The following is a 14,484-nucleotide window of genomic DNA, read 5'->3' as shown; positions in this document are numbered from 1 at the left end:
GACGAGCGAAAATCGCAAATCGCACTGCGCCCGCATCCGGCGGGCCTTCAGGTCTTTTGATGAGCCCACCTCATTCGCCAGATGTCCATGACGTGCCAGAGCCTGCCGGCGGACCGCTGGAGCGGGCCACCCTGATGGGCACGCTGGCGCATCTGTGGCCCTATATCTGGCCGGGCGACCGCGCCGACCTGAAGATGCGGGTGGTCTGGTCGATGGTGCTGCTGCTCGCCGCCAAGCTGATCACGCTGACGGTGCCTTTCAGCTTCAAATGGGCAACCGACGCGCTTACCGGCGCCAACACCGCACCGTTGCAGGCCAGCAATTGGCATCTCTGGGTGGTTGCTTCGCCGCTGCTCCTGACCGCGAGCTACGGCGTCATGCGCATCGTGATGGCGGTGCTGACGCAATGGCGCGACGGCATCTTTGCCCGCGTGGCGATGCATGCGGTGCGCAAGCTCGCCACCATCACCTTCGTCCACATGCACGAGCTGTCGCTGCGCTTTCATCTCGAGCGCAAGACCGGCGGCCTGACGCGCGTGCTCGAACGCGGCCGCGAGGGCATCGAGGTCATCGTGCGCATGGTGATCCTGCAACTGATCCCGACCATCGTCGAGGTCACGCTGCTGATGGCCGTGCTGCTCTGGCAGTTCGACTGGCGTTACGTGGCCGCAACGCTGATCACCGTCACGGTCTACATGTATTACACCTACATCGCGACCGAATGGCGGATCGGCATCCGCCGCAAGATGAACGATTCAGACACCGAGGCGAATACCAAGGCGATCGACTCGCTGCTCAATTACGAGACCGTGAAGTATTTCAGCGCCGAGGCCCGCGAAGCGCAGCGCTATGACAAGTCGGTCGCGCGCTACGAGGAGGCGAGCGTTCACACCTATACTTCGCTTGCGGTGCTCAATACCGGGCAGGCTGTGATCTTCACGCTGGGACTGACCGCAACCATGCTGATGTGCGCGATCGGCGTGCGCAACGGCACCAACACGGTCGGCGATTTCGTGCTGGTCAACGCCATGATGATCCAGCTCTACCAGCCCCTGAATTTCATGGGCATGGTGTATCGCGAGATCAAGCAGGCGATCATCGACATCGAGAAGATGTTCGGCGTGATCGGCCGCGAGGCCGAGATCGAGGACGCCCCCGGTGCGCAGCCGCTGGTCGTCTCCGCCGGCACGGTGCGCTTCGAAGACGTACGCTTTGCCTATGAGACCACGCGGCCGATCCTGAAGGGCATCAGCTTCGAGGTTCCGGCCGGCAGGACGGTTGCGATCGTCGGTCCATCCGGCGCCGGCAAGTCGACCATCTCGCGCCTGCTGTTTCGCCTCTACGACATCTCCGGCGGCAAGATCTTGATCGACGGTCAGGACATCCGCGAGGTTACGCAGGCGAGCTTGCGCGCCTCGATCGGCATGGTGCCGCAGGACACGGTGCTGTTCAACGATACCATCCGCTACAACATCCGCTACGGACGCTGGGATGCTGATGATGCCGAAGTCGAGGAGGCGGCACGGCTGGCGCAGATCGATCAGTTCATCCGTCTGTCGCCGATGGGTTACGAGACACAGGTCGGCGAGCGCGGCCTGAAACTGTCGGGTGGCGAGAAGCAGCGGGTCGCGATCGCGCGCACCGTGTTGAAGGCGCCGCCGATCCTGGTGCTGGACGAGGCGACATCGGCGCTCGACACCCACACCGAGCACGAGATCCAGGGCGCGCTCGACCGGGTGGCGAAGAACCGCACCTCGCTCGTGATCGCGCACCGGCTCTCGACCATCGTCGGTGCCGACGAGATCATCGTGCTGGACCAGGGCCGCATCGCCGAGCGCGGCACCCATGCCAGCCTGCTCGCGCAGGGCGGTCTCTACGCCAGCATGTGGAACAGGCAGCGCGAGGCCGAGGCCGCACGCGAGAAACTGGCCCGGATGGCCGACAGTAGCGAGGCGCCCAACCGGGAGCCACCCCCGGTCGAGGACGCCCTCACGGCGCAGGCGGCCGCGGAGTGAGCTTGTCTCCGGTCCCAACTCTGGCCTAAACAACCCCGGAGCGCGAGATGACCCGCGCCATCAACCCCTGAGCGGCAGATAGCGATGTCCATTCTCGATTCGATCCAGCGTCAGATCCCGCCGATCCACAAGGAGGGCTATCCCTTCATTGGCGGCTTTGCGCTGGCAAGCCTCGTCCTGTTCTGGCTGTGGTCGCCGCTGGGATGGATCGGCACGATCCTCACGGTGTGGTGCGCGCTGTTCTTCCGCGATCCCGTCCGTACGACGCCAGTGCGCGACGGGCTCGTGGTGTCGCCGGCCGACGGCCGCGTCTCGATGATCACCATGGCGCTGCCGCCCGCCGAGCTCGGGCTCGGCGACCGGCCGCTGCCGCGCATCTCGGTGTTCATGAGCGTGTTCAACTGCCACGTGAACCGGAGCCCGATCGCGGGCCGGGTGGACCGCATCGCCTATCGGCCCGGCCTGTTCATCAATGCCGAGCTCGACAAGGCGAGCGAGGACAATGAGCGCAATTCGCTGGTCATCTCGACGCCGCAGGGCCGCATCGGTGTGATCCAGATTGCAGGCCTCGTGGCCAAGCGCATCGTGTGCTTCGTTAGGGAAGGGCAGGCGGTCGGTGCCGGTGAGCGGTTCGGCCTGATCCGCTTTGGCTCGCGGCTCGACGTTTACCTGCCGGTCGGCACCAAGGCGCTGGTCTCGGAAGGGCAGACTGCGATCGCCGGCGAGACAATTCTGGCCGATCTTACCGGGGACGACCCGAGCCGCGCCTATCGCGCCAGTTAACCAAGAAGCCGGTCCTGGGGGCTTTCCGCCGCAATGGCGGAGGGGAACACGGCTTGCTATATCTCGCCAACAGGTGAGGACGAGCCAATGACGCCCTACGACTTCAGAGATCCCGACATTCGCCGCCGGCGGTTCCGCCCGATCCCGGTGCGGATGCTGGTGCCCAACGTCATTACGCTGCTGGCGATCTGCGCCGGCCTGACCTCGATCCGGCTGTCGATCGAGGGGCGGATGTCGCTCGCCGTCTACGCCATCGTGTTCGCGGCCGCGCTCGACGGCATCGACGGTCGCGTCGCGCGCCTGATCAAGGGACAGTCCAAATTCGGTGCCGAGCTCGACAGCCTCGCAGACTTCGTCAATTTCGGCGTCGCTCCGGGCCTGATGCTGTACTTCTGGCAGCTGCACGAGCTCGGCAATGCCGGTTGGATCGCCGCCATGGTGTTCGCGATCTCCGGCGGCTTGCGGCTGGCGCGCTTCAACGCCACCATGGACGATCCGAACAAGCCCGCTTTCGCCGCCAATTTCTTTACCGGCGTGCCCGCGCCGGCCGGCGCCATCACCGTGCTGCTGCCGATCTACGTTGCCTTTCTCGATCTCGGCCGCGCGCCCGCGGCGGTGACTGCGGCCTTCACGCTGCTGATCGCCTTCCTGATGGTCTCACGCCTGCCGGTGTTCTCCGGCAAGACCAAGCGCATGCGCGTGCCGCCCGAGCTGGTGCTGCCGGCGTTCGTCGCGGTGATCGTCTTCATCGCGCTGCTGATCGCCTATCCCTGGCACGTTTTGTCGATTGGCACGGTGCTGTATCTGCTCGGCCTGCCGCTCGGCTACAAATCCTATCGCGACCAGGCGCGCGCGACGGAAGCCGCGGCACCTGCGGGGGGCGAGGTCCCGTCGCCGCCGTCGGCACCGACATTGGCGAATTTATCAGAGCCGCCGCACGACGACGACCGGCCCGGACGGCTGCACTGAGCGGTCACACGCGGATATCTGCCATGAGAGCGCCTGAGTTGGGTTGAGACCCGATCTCGGCTATATCGCCTTGTGCCGGCGGCACCGCGCCAACAGCGGCCGCCAATCTGGGAGATAACGCCGTGACTGATACCGCGACCGGGCCGCTGCCCGCTTCCGTCCTCGAAGCGCTGGGCCGCTACGACACGCCGACGATCTGCAATGCCATGGAAATCGTGGCGCCCGAGCGCCGCCTGATCGGCTACACCACCAAGCAGCTGGTCTGCCCGTTCCCGGATTTGCCGCCGATCGTCGGCTACGCCCGCACCGTCGCGATCCGGTCGGTGTTGAAGTCATCGCTGCCCGCCGAAGAGCAGTCGAAGCGCCGCATCGACTATTACGAGTATGTCGGCACCGGCCATGGTCCGCGCATCTCGGTGATCCAGGATATCGACGGCCCCGACGTCGGCTACGGCGCGTTCTGGGGCGAGGTGCAGAGCAACGTGCATAAGGCGCTCGGCTGCCTCGGCGTCATCACCGACGGCTCGATCCGTGACATCCCGCAATGGGCCCCCGGTTTCCAGGCATTGGCGGGCTCGATCGGCCCGTCGCATGCATGGGTGCATGCCGAGAGCTTTGGCGGCGAGGTGCGCGTCGCCGGCATGACCGTGAAGTCGAACGATCTGATCCATGCCGACCGGCATGGCGCCATCGTCATCCCGCTCGACATCGCCGCGAAACTCCCCGAGGCCGCCGAACTATGCGGCCGCCGCGAGACGCCGATCCTCGAGATCGCGCGCAGCCCCGACTTCTCGCTGGAGAAGCTCAAGGCCGCACTGAAGCGCTCGGCGGAGATTCATTAAGCGCGATGATCATCGCGCTTTAGGTTGTTCTCTTGAGCATGATCTCGTCGGAAAACCCCTTCACACTTTCCCGGATCATGCTCTCGCGCGGAGTGACACCATGGACATGCGCGGCAAGACGGTGCTGATCACGGGTTCGACCGATGGTGTCGGACGCTATGTTGCAACCCGCCTTGCCGCCGAAGGCGCGCGCGTCCTGATCCATGGCCGGAGTGCCGAGCGTGCAAAAGCACTGATCGACGAGATCGTGAAGGCCGACCATCCCGCGCCGAGCTTCTATCAGGCCGATTTGTCGTCGATGGCCGGCGCCCGCGAGCTCGCCGCGGCCGTGACGCGGGATCACGGGCGTCTCGATGTCTTCGTCAGCAATGCCGGCATCGGCTCTCAGAGCGATGGTCCGCGGCGACAGGAGAGCCGCGACGGTCACGAATTGCGCTTTGCCGTGAACTATCTCTCGGGCTTTCTGCTCGCCCATCTGCTGCTGCCCTTGTTGAGGGCTGGCGCGCCCTCACGCATTGTCAATGTCGCTTCGCTCGGCCAGCATCCGATCGATTTCGATGACGTCATGATCACGAAGGGCTACAGCGGCTCGCGCGCCTATGCGCAGAGCAAGCTATCGCAGATCATGTTCACGATCGATCTCGCCGCAGAGCTCAGGGACACTGGCACGACCGTGAACTCCCTGCATCCGGCGACCTACATGAATACGACGATGGTGCGCGCGGGCGGCATCACGCCCATGTCGACCGTCGAGCAGGGCGGTGCGGCGATCCTGCATTTGGTCGAAGGCGACGATGTCGCAGGTAAGAGCGGCCTGTTTTTCAACGGCATGAACGAGGCGCGTGCCAACCCGCAGGCCTACGATGCCGATGCGCGCAGGCGTCTGCGCGCGCTCAGCCTGGAGTTGACAGGACTGCCGTCCTGACGCGACTTGGTCATGGTTAGCAAAGCGTTGAGATTCATGTCGCAGGACGGCAAAGTCGCCGTGCTTTCGGCGCAGCGCGCCGCTCCGTCGCAGCGGCTGAACTTAACCTTTACGCGGCTTTAAGGGCGGAGCTCTAGGGTTTCCGACGCGGTTCGGGGTTGAGCCGCACCATCGGCCAGGATGGCCGTTGTCGCATACGCGTTGGAGTCTCCGATGGATATCATGACGGGCGCCGGGCTTGTAGCCGGCATGGCCGTTGTTGCGACGATGGTGTTGCTGGGTGGCGATCTGCACATGTTCATCAGCGAACATGCGATGATCATCATCTTCGGCGGCTCGGGCGCGGCGACCATGATCCGCTTTCCGCTCTCAGTGCTGATGCACGGCCTGCCGCTCGGGCTCAAGTTCGCCTTCACGATGAGTCGGCTGTCGGCGCACGATCTGGTCGACGAACTCGCACGTATCGCCGAGATCGCCCGCAAACAGGGCCCGGTGGGCCTCGAAAAGGTCGAGACCGACGAGCCGTTCCTCGCCAAGGGCATTCGCTACGTCGCCGACGGCTATGACCTCGATTTTATCAGGGACAATTTGGAACGCGACCGCGACAATTTCCTGATGCATCTCAACGAAGGCAGCAAGATCTACCGCGCCGTGGGCGATTGCGCGCCTGCGTTCGGCATGATCGGAACCCTGATCGGCATGGTGCAGATGTTTTCGAACATGTCGGATCCATCGAAGCTCGGCCCGTTCATGGCGACCGCACTGCTGGCAACTCTCTACGGTGCGCTGGTCGCGAACCTGCTCTGCCTGCCGATCGCCGACAAGCTACATGGCAAGCTGATCGACGAGGAAACCAACCGCACGCTGATCATCGACGGCATCCTGATGATCCGCGACTCCAAGAGCCCGACTCTGGTGCGCGAAATGCTGCTGGCCTATCTGCCCGAGAAGCACCGCCATGCCGAAGGCGAGCCGGTTCCGGCGTAACGCCGAACGCCGGGATCTGACCCATGGCAAAGAAAAAGCGCGAAGAAGCACACGGCGGCCATGGCTGGTTCGTGACGTTTGCCGATCTGATGGCCTTGCTGCTGGCGTTCTTCGTGATGCTGGTCGCATTCTCCACCCAGGACGCCAACAAGTTGAAGATCGTCGCGGGCTCCATGCGCGACGCCTTCGGTGTTCAGAGCGAAGCGCGCTACGCCGGCATCGTCGAGTCGGACGGCCTGCCGACGCGCGCGCGGCTGAAGAACGTCGATCACATCCAGCCTGAGGAGTCCTCCAACACCCCGACCCCGGATCAGGAGGATCGCGACCGCACCTCGGGGGCCAAGCTCAAGGTGGATCGGAACTTTGCACTCGCTGCTGCCTCGCTGCGCCAGGCGTTGCAGGACATGCCGGAACTGACCGAGATGTCCAAGCACATCATGTTCGAGGAGACCAAGCAGGGTCTCAACCTCGAGATCGTCGACCAGGACGGCCGCTCGATGTTCGCCGACGGCTCCAAGGTACCCTACGACCGTACCCGGCGGTTGATCGAGAAGCTCGCGATCCCGCTGAAAGCAACGCCGCTGCGCGTCTCCATCGCCGGCCACACCGCTGCCGGTTTCGTGCCGACCCGCAGCGACTACGGCGCCTTCGACCTGTCGGCCGACCGCGCCAACGCCGTGCGCCAGATCCTCGAGCGCGAGGGGCTGCCGCCAGCGCACGTCTTCGCCGTATCCGGTAAGGCGGACACCCAGCCGCTGTTCCCGGACGATCCATCGCTCGCCGCAAACCGCCGCGTGACCATCACCTTGATGCGTGAAGATCCGCCGCTGCCGCCGAACTTGAAGCCTTAAATCGCTTCCGCTACTATCTTACCTGAGACCTATCGTCGCGATAGCGACGAGCGTGGCCGGGCCGTCACAGCATCTGCCGTGGCGCCTTGTTATGGTGGGGGCCGATTGACAGGCGCGCTGGAAGCGTCAAAAGGCGCCGGATCAATTCCAGGGACGAAGCGTTTTCCACCCACATGACGGCGAGCATCACATCGACCGAGACCCAGGAAGGGCCGGTCACCTCAGGCTTTTGGTCCCTCACGCTCGGGAGCATCGGCGTCGTCTTCGGCGACATCGGCACCTCGCCGCTCTACGCGTTCCACGAGGCGGTCAAGGGCGCGGCCCATGGCGAGCAGGTGACGCGGATCATGGTGCTCGGCGTGCTGTCGCTGATCCTGTGGGCGCTGCTGATTGTCGTCACCGCCAAATACGTCCTGTTGCTGCTGCGCGCCGACAATAACGGAGAGGGCGGCACGCTGTCGCTGATGGCGCTTGGCCAACGCGCGCTGGGGCGGCGAAGCTGGTTCCTGCTCGCGCTCGGCGTGGTCGGCGCCTCCATGTTCATCGGCGATTCCATGATCACGCCGGCGATCTCGGTGCTGTCGGCGGTCGACGGCCTCAAGCTCGCGACGCCCGCATTCGAGCACTATGTCGTGCCGCTCACCGTGATGATTCTGGTGCTGCTGTTCGCGGTCCAGAGCAAGGGGACCGCGCTGGTGGCCTCGGCCTTCGGACCCGTGATGGTGGTCTGGTTCACCGTTCTGGCGGTGCTGGGCGTCATTCATATCGCCGACGATCCGTCGGTGCTGGCGGCGATCAATCCCTATTATGCGTTTCAATTCCTGCTGTCGCACGGCACGATCGGCCTGGTGACGCTCGGCGCCGTCTTTCTGGCGGTGACCGGCGGCGAGGCGCTCTACGCCGACCTCGGCCATTTCGGCCGCAAGCCGATCCAGTCAGCCTGGATGTTCTTCGTGCTGCCGTCGCTGCTGATCAATTATTTCGGGCAGGGCGCGCTGCTGCTGTCCGATCCAAGCGCGATCGAGCATTCCTTCTATCGCATGGTGCCGGAGCATCTGTTGTTGCCGCTGGTCGGGCTTGCCACCGCGGCGACTGTCATCGCTAGCCAGGCGGTAATCACCGGCGCCTATTCGCTGGTCTATCAAGCGGTGCAACTCGGTCTCTTGCCGCGCTTCGAGGTGCGCTACACCTCCGAGACGCATGCAGGCCAGATCTATCTGCCGCGCGTCAACCGGCTGCTGCTGATCGGCGTGATGTTGCTGGTGCTGTTGTTCCACACGCCCAGCAATCTGGCTTCGGCCTACGGCATAGCCGTCTCCACCACGATGGTCGCCGACGGCATCATGGGCTTCGTGGTGATCTGGAAATTGTGGAACTGGCGCGCGGCGACTGCGGCGGTCGTGATCCTGCCCTTCGTCATGGTCGATATGACCTTCTTCAGCGCCAATTTGCTCAAGCTGCTCGAAGGCGCCTGGGTGCCGTTGCTGTTCGGCGTAGCGATGGCGGGCACGATCTGGACCTGGCGGCGCGGTTCGGGGATCCTGATCCAGAAGACGCGCCGGATCGAGGTGCCGCTGGATGACCTGATCCGCAGCCTGGAGAAGCGGCCGCCGCACATCGTCAAAGGCACGGCGGTGTTTTTGACCAGCGATCCCGCCTTCGTGCCGACCGCACTGTTGCATAATCTCAAGCACAACAAGGTGCTGCACGAGCATAACGTGATCCTGACCATCGAAACCGCGCACACGCCGCGGGTCGATCTCTCCGAGCGCTTCAAGATGGAGAAGATCAGCGAGAAGTTCTCCAAGGTCCGCTTGCGCTTCGGCTTCATGGAGCAGCCGAACGTGCCCAAGGCGCTCGCGATCGCGCGCAAGCAGGGCTGGCAGTTCGACATCATGTCGACGTCGTTCTTCGTGTCGCGGCGCTCGCTGAAGGCCTCGGCGCAGTCGGGCATGCCGCTTTGGCAGGACCACTTGTTCATCGCGCTCAGCCGCTCAGCTAACGATGCCACCGACTATTTCCAGATTCCCACCGGGCGGGTGGTTGAAGTCGGAACCCAGGTCACCATTTGAGGCCCCATCGGCGCGCTCTGGCGAACCTATGTGGATTTCGCATACCAAGGCCCCAAAATAGGGCTAGGCTATGCCGGCAGCGCAGGACTATAAGCCGCGCGCGCTTCCGCCGTTGTGCAGTGAAGCATTTTTAGAGGCCACCAGGCTCTCCCATGACAAGTGACGTGGCAATCCCCGCCCCGGAAACGGTGGCGGCCAATGGGCATGGCGATGCCCACACCACGGCCGGTTTCGGCGCGCTGACGCTCGGCAGCATCGGCGTCGTCTACGGCGATATCGGCACCAGCCCCCTCTACGCGTTCCGCGAGGCGGTGATGGCGGCCTCAGGCGCGGAAGGCGCGCCGACGTCGGCTGCCGTTCTTGGCGTGGTCTCCCTGATCCTGTGGGCGCTCATCGTCGTGGTGACGCTCAAATACGTCGTGATTCTGCTCCGCGCCGACAACAACGGCGAGGGTGGCACGCTGGCGCTGATGGCGCTGGCCCAGCGCGCGGTCGGCACCGGCGGGTCGACCATCGTCCTGCTCGGCATCATCTCCGGCGCCCTGTTCTACGGCGACGCCGTCATCACGCCGGCCGTCTCGGTGCTGTCAGCCCTCGAAGGCATGAAGGACGTCACGCTGCGGTTCGAGCCCTACATCGTTCCGCTGACCGTGGTGATCCTGGTGTTCCTGTTCGCGATGCAGTCGCGCGGCACCGCCCGCGTCGCGGCGTTCTTCGGACCCGTGATGTGCGTCTGGTTCGCGGTGATCGCCGTGGCGGCGATCCATCCGATCATCGCGCAGCCACAGGTGTTGTTCGCGCTAAATCCGTTCTACGCCGTGTCCTTCATGTTCCACCACGGCATCATCGGCTTCGTGACGCTCGGCGCCGTGTTCCTGGCGGTCACCGGCGCCGAGGCGCTCTATGCTGATCTGGGCCATTTCGGCAAGCGGCCGATCCAGACCGCCTGGCTGTTCATCGTGCTGCCGTCGCTGGCCCTGAACTATCTGGGGCAGGGGGCGCTCGTCCTCGGCGATCCCGGCGCGATCGAGAGCCCATTCTTCCAGCTCTTCCCGCAAGGTTTTATGCGCGGCTGCATGGTCGTGCTGGCCACCGCCGCCACGGTCATCGCGAGCCAGGCCGTCATCACCGGCGCCTATTCGCTGACACGGCAAGCGATCCAGCTCGGGCTGCTGCCGCGTTTCGAAATTCGCCATACTTCTGAAGCCCATTCCGGTCAGATCTTCATCCCGCGCATCAACCAGCTGCTGCTGGTCGCCGTGATCATGATGGTGCTGCTGTTCCGCTCCTCCAGCGCGCTGGCGTCCGCCTACGGTATCTCTGTGACCGGCACGATGGTCGTCACCGGGATGATGGGCTTTGTCGTGATCTGGAAGGCCTGGAAGTGGTCGCCGCTCTGGGCTGCCGCCCTGATCGCGCCGTTCCTGTTCCTCGACCTGACCTTCCTCGCCGCCAACCTGCTCAAGGTGTTCGAAGGCGGCTGGGTGCCGCTCGCGCTCGGCTCGCTGATGATCATCATGATGTACACGTGGCGGCGCGGCAGCCGGCTGCTGTTCGAGAAGTCGCGCAAGCTCGAATTCCCGCTCGCCGATCTGGTGGCGATGCTTGAGAAGCGGCCGCCGCAACGGGTGCCCGGCACCGCCGTCTTTCTCACCAGCGATCCCCTGAGCGCGCCGACCGCGCTGATGCATAGTCTGAAACACTACAAAGTGCTTCACGAGAAGAATGTCATTCTCACCATCGAGACCGCGCAGACCCCGCGGATCGATCCGGCCGAGCGGGTGAAGCTGGAGCAGATCAGCCCGACCTTCTCCAAGGTGACGCTGAAGTTCGGCTTCATGGAATCGCCGAACGTGCCGAAGGCGCTGGCGATCGCCCGCAAGCTCGGCTGGCAGTTCGACATCATGTCGACCTCGTTCTTCCTGTCGCGGAGGGCGCTCAAGCCTGCCGCCCATTCCGGGATGCCACGCTGGCAGGATAGGCTGTTCATCTCGCTCAGCCGTTCCGCCAACGACGCCACCGACTATTTCCAGATCCCCAGCGGCCGCGTGGTCGAGGTCGGCACGCAGGTGGCGATCTAGACCGGCAAACCAAAGCCGCACTTCAAGTCGCTGCGATTTAGCTTTAACTTGCGCAAGGCAGCCCAAGCCTTTGTAGTGCTTGATTTTCGGTGCCTGAGAGGCGAGTTTGCCGCCGGCCGGGATCGCCCCGGCCGCGGCCCGCGACGTTGGAGGATGATGTGGCAAATCAAGTACAGGATCTGACCCCGGACGAGGTCTCCAAGGGTGTTGCGGAAGGCCGCTATCTGCTCGTCGACGTCCGTGAGCCGAACGAGGTCGAGGCCGAGGCCTATCCCTACGGCGTCGTCGTGCCGCTCTCGACGTTCGATCCCAAGGCGATCCCCGATCCGCAAGGTAAGGAGGTCGTGTTCGCCTGCCGCTCGGGCAAGCGCTCTGTGACCGCCTCGCTCGCTGCTCAGGCCGCAGGCCTGCCTTACGACAAGCATCTGGCCGGCGGCATGCTCGGCTGGAAGGCGGCGGGTCTCCCCAGCAAGGTGGGTGGCTGACGTCGCGATGACCAAGAGCTCTTCGCTGAACAAGGTCTTCGCCGACCTTCCCGTCACCATCTTCGAGGCGATGTCGCAGGCTGCGCGCGACAACAACGCCATCAATCTCGGCCAGGGCTTTCCCGACGATCCGGGCCCCGAGGACATCCGCCGTGCCGCGGCCGACGCCTCGCTCAACGGCTACAACCAGTATCCGTCAATGATGGGCATCCCGGAGCTGCGCCAGGCGATCGCTGCCCATTACGGCCATTGGCACGGGCTCAAGCTCGATCCGATGAGCGAGGTGATGGTGACCTCCGGCGGCACCGAGGCGCTGACCTCGGCGATCCTGTCGGTGGTGCAGCCGGGCGACGAGGTCGTTTGCTTCCAGCCGGTCTATGATTCCTATCTGCCGATCATCCGCCAGGCCGGCGGCATTCCGCGCCTGGTGCGGCTCGAGCCTCCGCATTGGCGACTGAATGAGGACATGCTGAAAAGCGTCTTCAATTCAAAGACCAAGGCGGTGCTCTTCAACAATCCCCTCAATCCCTCCGCGGTGGTCTATCCGCGCGAGGACCTCGAGCTTTTGGCGCGCTACTGCCAGGAGTTCGACGTCATCGCGATCACCGACGAGGTCTGGGAGCACGTCACCTTCGACGAGCACAAGCACATCCCGCTGATCACGATCCCAGGCATGCGCGACCGCACCATCAAGGTCGGCTCGGCCGGCAAGATCTTCTCGCTGACCGGCTGGAAGATCGGCTTCGTCTGCGCCGCGCCGCCGCTGCTGCGCGTCGCCGCCAAGGTGCACCAGTTCCTGACCTTCACGACCGCGCCGAACCTCCAGGCCGCCGTCGCCTACGGCCTCGGCAAGCCTGACGAGTACTTCCTGTCGATGCGCAAGGATCTGGTGCGGAGCAGGGACCGCCTGACCAAGGGGCTGGAGAGCCTCGGCTTCCCCGTGCTGAAGTCGCAGGGCACCTACTTCCTCACCGTCGACCTGTCGCCGCTCGGGCTCAACGAGAGCGATGCCGAATTCTGCTGGCGGATTGTGAAGGACTACAAGGTTGCGGCGATCCCGGTGTCGGCGTTCTACGAGCAGGACCCGGTGACCTCGGTGGTGCGCTTCTGCTTTGCCAAGAAGGACCAGACGCTCGACGCCGCACTGGAGCGGCTGTCGGACGCGATACGCGGACGCAAGAGGTAGTTGATGACGAACGTCAGCCGCTCCCGGCTTTGCCTTGGTTTTGCAATCGCCGCGCTGACGTTGCTCTCCGCTCCCGCCGGAGCGGAGGAGCGGGTCGTCAACTTCTACAACTGGTCGAACTACGTGGCGCCTGACGTCCTTGAGGCCTTTACCAGGGAGACCGGCATCAAGGTGGTCTACGACACCTTCGATGCCAATGAGACGCTGGAGACGCGCCTGATGGCCGGCAAGTCCGGCTACGACGTCGTGGTGCCCACCGCCTATTTCCTGCAGCGCCAGATCAAGGCGAACATCTTCCAGAAGCTCGACAAGGCGAAGCTGCCGAACTTGGCCAACGCCTGGCCCATGGTGACCAGGAATCTGGCGACCTATGATCCCGGCAACGATTTTGCCGTGAACTACATGTGGGGCACGACGGGCATCGGCTACAACATCGCCAAGGCCAGGCAGATCCTCGGGCCCGACGCGAAGATCGATAGCTGGGATATCGTCTTCAAGCCGGAGAACCTGGCCAAGTTCAAAGACTGCGGCGTCCAAATGCTCGACTCCGCCGACGACATCTTTCCGGCGGCGCTGAACTATCTCGGGCTCGATCCGAACTCGACCAAGCAGGCCGACCTCGAGAAGGCCGCCGACATCGTCGCCAAAGTTCGTCCCTTCGTGCGTAAGTTCCACTCGTCTGAATATCTCAGCGCGCTTGCGACCGGCGAGATCTGCTTCGTGGTCGGCTGGTCCGGCGACATCATGCAGGCCCGCGCGCGTGCGGCCGAAGCGAAGAGCGGCATCGAGATCGGATACGCAATTCCGAAGGAGGGCGCGCAGATGTTCTTCGACAATCTCGCGATCCCCGCGGATGCCAGGAACGTCAAGGAAGCCTACGAGCTGATCAACTATCTCTACCGCCCGGACGTCGCCGCCAAGAACTCGGACTTTTTGTCGTATGCCAACGGCAACCTCGCCAGTCAGAAACTGGTCGATCCGAAAATCCTGAACGACAAGAACATCTATCCGGACGAGGCGACGCTCGCAAAGCTGTTCGTCATCACGGCGCGCGATCCGGCCACGCAGCGGATCATCAACAGGCTCTGGACGAAGGTGAAGACGGGACGGTAGAGCGCCCGCGTTCGGCCTGCAAATTTCCATTTCCGCAAAACAACCCCATGCACAGTAGCGCCGTCAACTTGCAGCGTCGGCGAGCCTGACCCGATCAAGCCCCGGTCATTTGACACGTCGGGCAAAACACCGGCATTTTGGCATCGTCGCCATCAGGCTCATCCGCCCCTGTCTG

12 protein-coding genes are annotated in these 14,484 nt (G+C 64.0%); all 12 read left to right on the top strand.

What is annotated here, in order from left to right; translation table 11 throughout:
- The first annotated feature begins 59 nt into the window (after nucleotides 1-59).
- Nucleotides 60-2,015 (top strand): ABCB family ABC transporter ATP-binding protein/permease, encoded by a 1,956-nt coding sequence (locus tag ABIA96_RS10910; protein WP_354137036.1) that lies wholly within the window; start codon nucleotides 60-62, stop codon nucleotides 2,013-2,015.
- A 78-nt stretch (nucleotides 2,016-2,093) separates the two neighbouring features.
- Nucleotides 2,094-2,798 carry a phosphatidylserine decarboxylase gene (locus tag ABIA96_RS10905; RefSeq protein ID WP_354137133.1) on the top strand — a complete coding sequence of 235 codons (705 nt, stop codon included), beginning with the start codon at nucleotides 2,094-2,096 and terminating at the stop codon, nucleotides 2,796-2,798.
- An 87-nt stretch (nucleotides 2,799-2,885) separates the two neighbouring features.
- Entirely contained in the window at nucleotides 2,886-3,767 is an 882-nt protein-coding gene (locus ABIA96_RS10900; protein WP_354137035.1) for a CDP-alcohol phosphatidyltransferase family protein, read from the top strand.
- Between the two features lie 122 nt (nucleotides 3,768-3,889).
- Entirely contained in the window at nucleotides 3,890-4,609 is a 720-nt protein-coding gene (locus ABIA96_RS10895; RefSeq protein ID WP_354137034.1) for an RraA family protein, read from the top strand.
- Nucleotides 4,610-4,709: 100 nt separating this feature from the next.
- Complete coding sequence (locus ABIA96_RS10890) at nucleotides 4,710-5,534, top strand: SDR family NAD(P)-dependent oxidoreductase (protein WP_354137033.1); 825 nt, start codon at nucleotides 4,710-4,712, stop codon at nucleotides 5,532-5,534.
- A gap of 213 nt (nucleotides 5,535-5,747) precedes the next feature.
- On the top strand, nucleotides 5,748-6,521 hold the full coding sequence (locus ABIA96_RS10885; protein WP_354137032.1) for a motility protein A: 774 nt from the start codon (nucleotides 5,748-5,750) through the stop codon (nucleotides 6,519-6,521).
- 23 nt (nucleotides 6,522-6,544) lie between these two features.
- Entirely contained in the window at nucleotides 6,545-7,372 is an 828-nt protein-coding gene (locus tag ABIA96_RS10880; protein ID WP_354137031.1) for a flagellar motor protein MotB, read from the top strand.
- A gap of 173 nt (nucleotides 7,373-7,545) precedes the next feature.
- Complete coding sequence (locus ABIA96_RS10875; protein ID WP_354137030.1) at nucleotides 7,546-9,444, top strand: potassium transporter Kup; 1,899 nt, start codon at nucleotides 7,546-7,548, stop codon at nucleotides 9,442-9,444.
- Nucleotides 9,445-9,596: 152 nt separating this feature from the next.
- On the top strand, nucleotides 9,597-11,525 hold the full coding sequence (locus ABIA96_RS10870; RefSeq protein WP_354137029.1) for a potassium transporter Kup: 1,929 nt from the start codon (nucleotides 9,597-9,599) through the stop codon (nucleotides 11,523-11,525).
- A 158-nt stretch (nucleotides 11,526-11,683) separates the two neighbouring features.
- Nucleotides 11,684-12,010 (top strand): rhodanese-like domain-containing protein, encoded by a 327-nt coding sequence (locus ABIA96_RS10865; RefSeq protein WP_008139644.1) that lies wholly within the window; start codon nucleotides 11,684-11,686, stop codon nucleotides 12,008-12,010.
- Nucleotides 12,011-12,017: 7 nt separating this feature from the next.
- Nucleotides 12,018-13,196: an aminotransferase gene (locus ABIA96_RS10860; RefSeq protein WP_354137028.1), complete on the top strand. Its 1,179-nt coding sequence runs from the start codon at nucleotides 12,018-12,020 to the stop codon at nucleotides 13,194-13,196.
- Nucleotides 13,197-13,199: 3 nt separating this feature from the next.
- Nucleotides 13,200-14,309, top strand: coding sequence for a polyamine ABC transporter substrate-binding protein (locus ABIA96_RS10855; protein ID WP_354137027.1), 1,110 nt, complete (start codon nucleotides 13,200-13,202; stop codon nucleotides 14,307-14,309).
- The last annotated feature ends 175 nt before the right edge of the window (nucleotides 14,310-14,484 follow it).

The organism is Bradyrhizobium sp. LB11.1 (assembly GCF_040549385.1).
In the GTDB taxonomy this organism is placed as follows: Bacteria; Pseudomonadota; Alphaproteobacteria; order Rhizobiales; family Xanthobacteraceae; genus Bradyrhizobium.
This window is presented reverse-complemented; position numbering and strand designations above follow the sequence as displayed.

Bases quoted from the DNA above. Each gene is read 5' to 3' on its own strand.
- ABIA96_RS10910 (WP_354137036.1), top strand. From the start codon at position 60: ATGAGCCCACCTCATTCGCCAGATGTCCATGACGTGCCAGAGCCTGCC.
- ABIA96_RS10900 (WP_354137035.1), top strand. From the start codon at position 2,886: ATGACGCCCTACGACTTCAGAGATCCCGACATTCGCCGCCGGCGGTTC.
- ABIA96_RS10890 (WP_354137033.1), top strand. From the start codon at position 4,710: ATGGACATGCGCGGCAAGACGGTGCTGATCACGGGTTCGACCGATGGT.
- ABIA96_RS10885 (WP_354137032.1), top strand. From the start codon at position 5,748: ATGGATATCATGACGGGCGCCGGGCTTGTAGCCGGCATGGCCGTTGTT.
- ABIA96_RS10880 (WP_354137031.1), top strand. From the start codon at position 6,545: ATGGCAAAGAAAAAGCGCGAAGAAGCACACGGCGGCCATGGCTGGTTC.
- ABIA96_RS10875 (WP_354137030.1), top strand. From the start codon at position 7,546: ATGACGGCGAGCATCACATCGACCGAGACCCAGGAAGGGCCGGTCACC.
- ABIA96_RS10870 (WP_354137029.1), top strand. From the start codon at position 9,597: ATGACAAGTGACGTGGCAATCCCCGCCCCGGAAACGGTGGCGGCCAAT.
- ABIA96_RS10860 (WP_354137028.1), top strand. From the start codon at position 12,018: ATGACCAAGAGCTCTTCGCTGAACAAGGTCTTCGCCGACCTTCCCGTC.
- ABIA96_RS10855 (WP_354137027.1), top strand. From the start codon at position 13,200: ATGACGAACGTCAGCCGCTCCCGGCTTTGCCTTGGTTTTGCAATCGCC.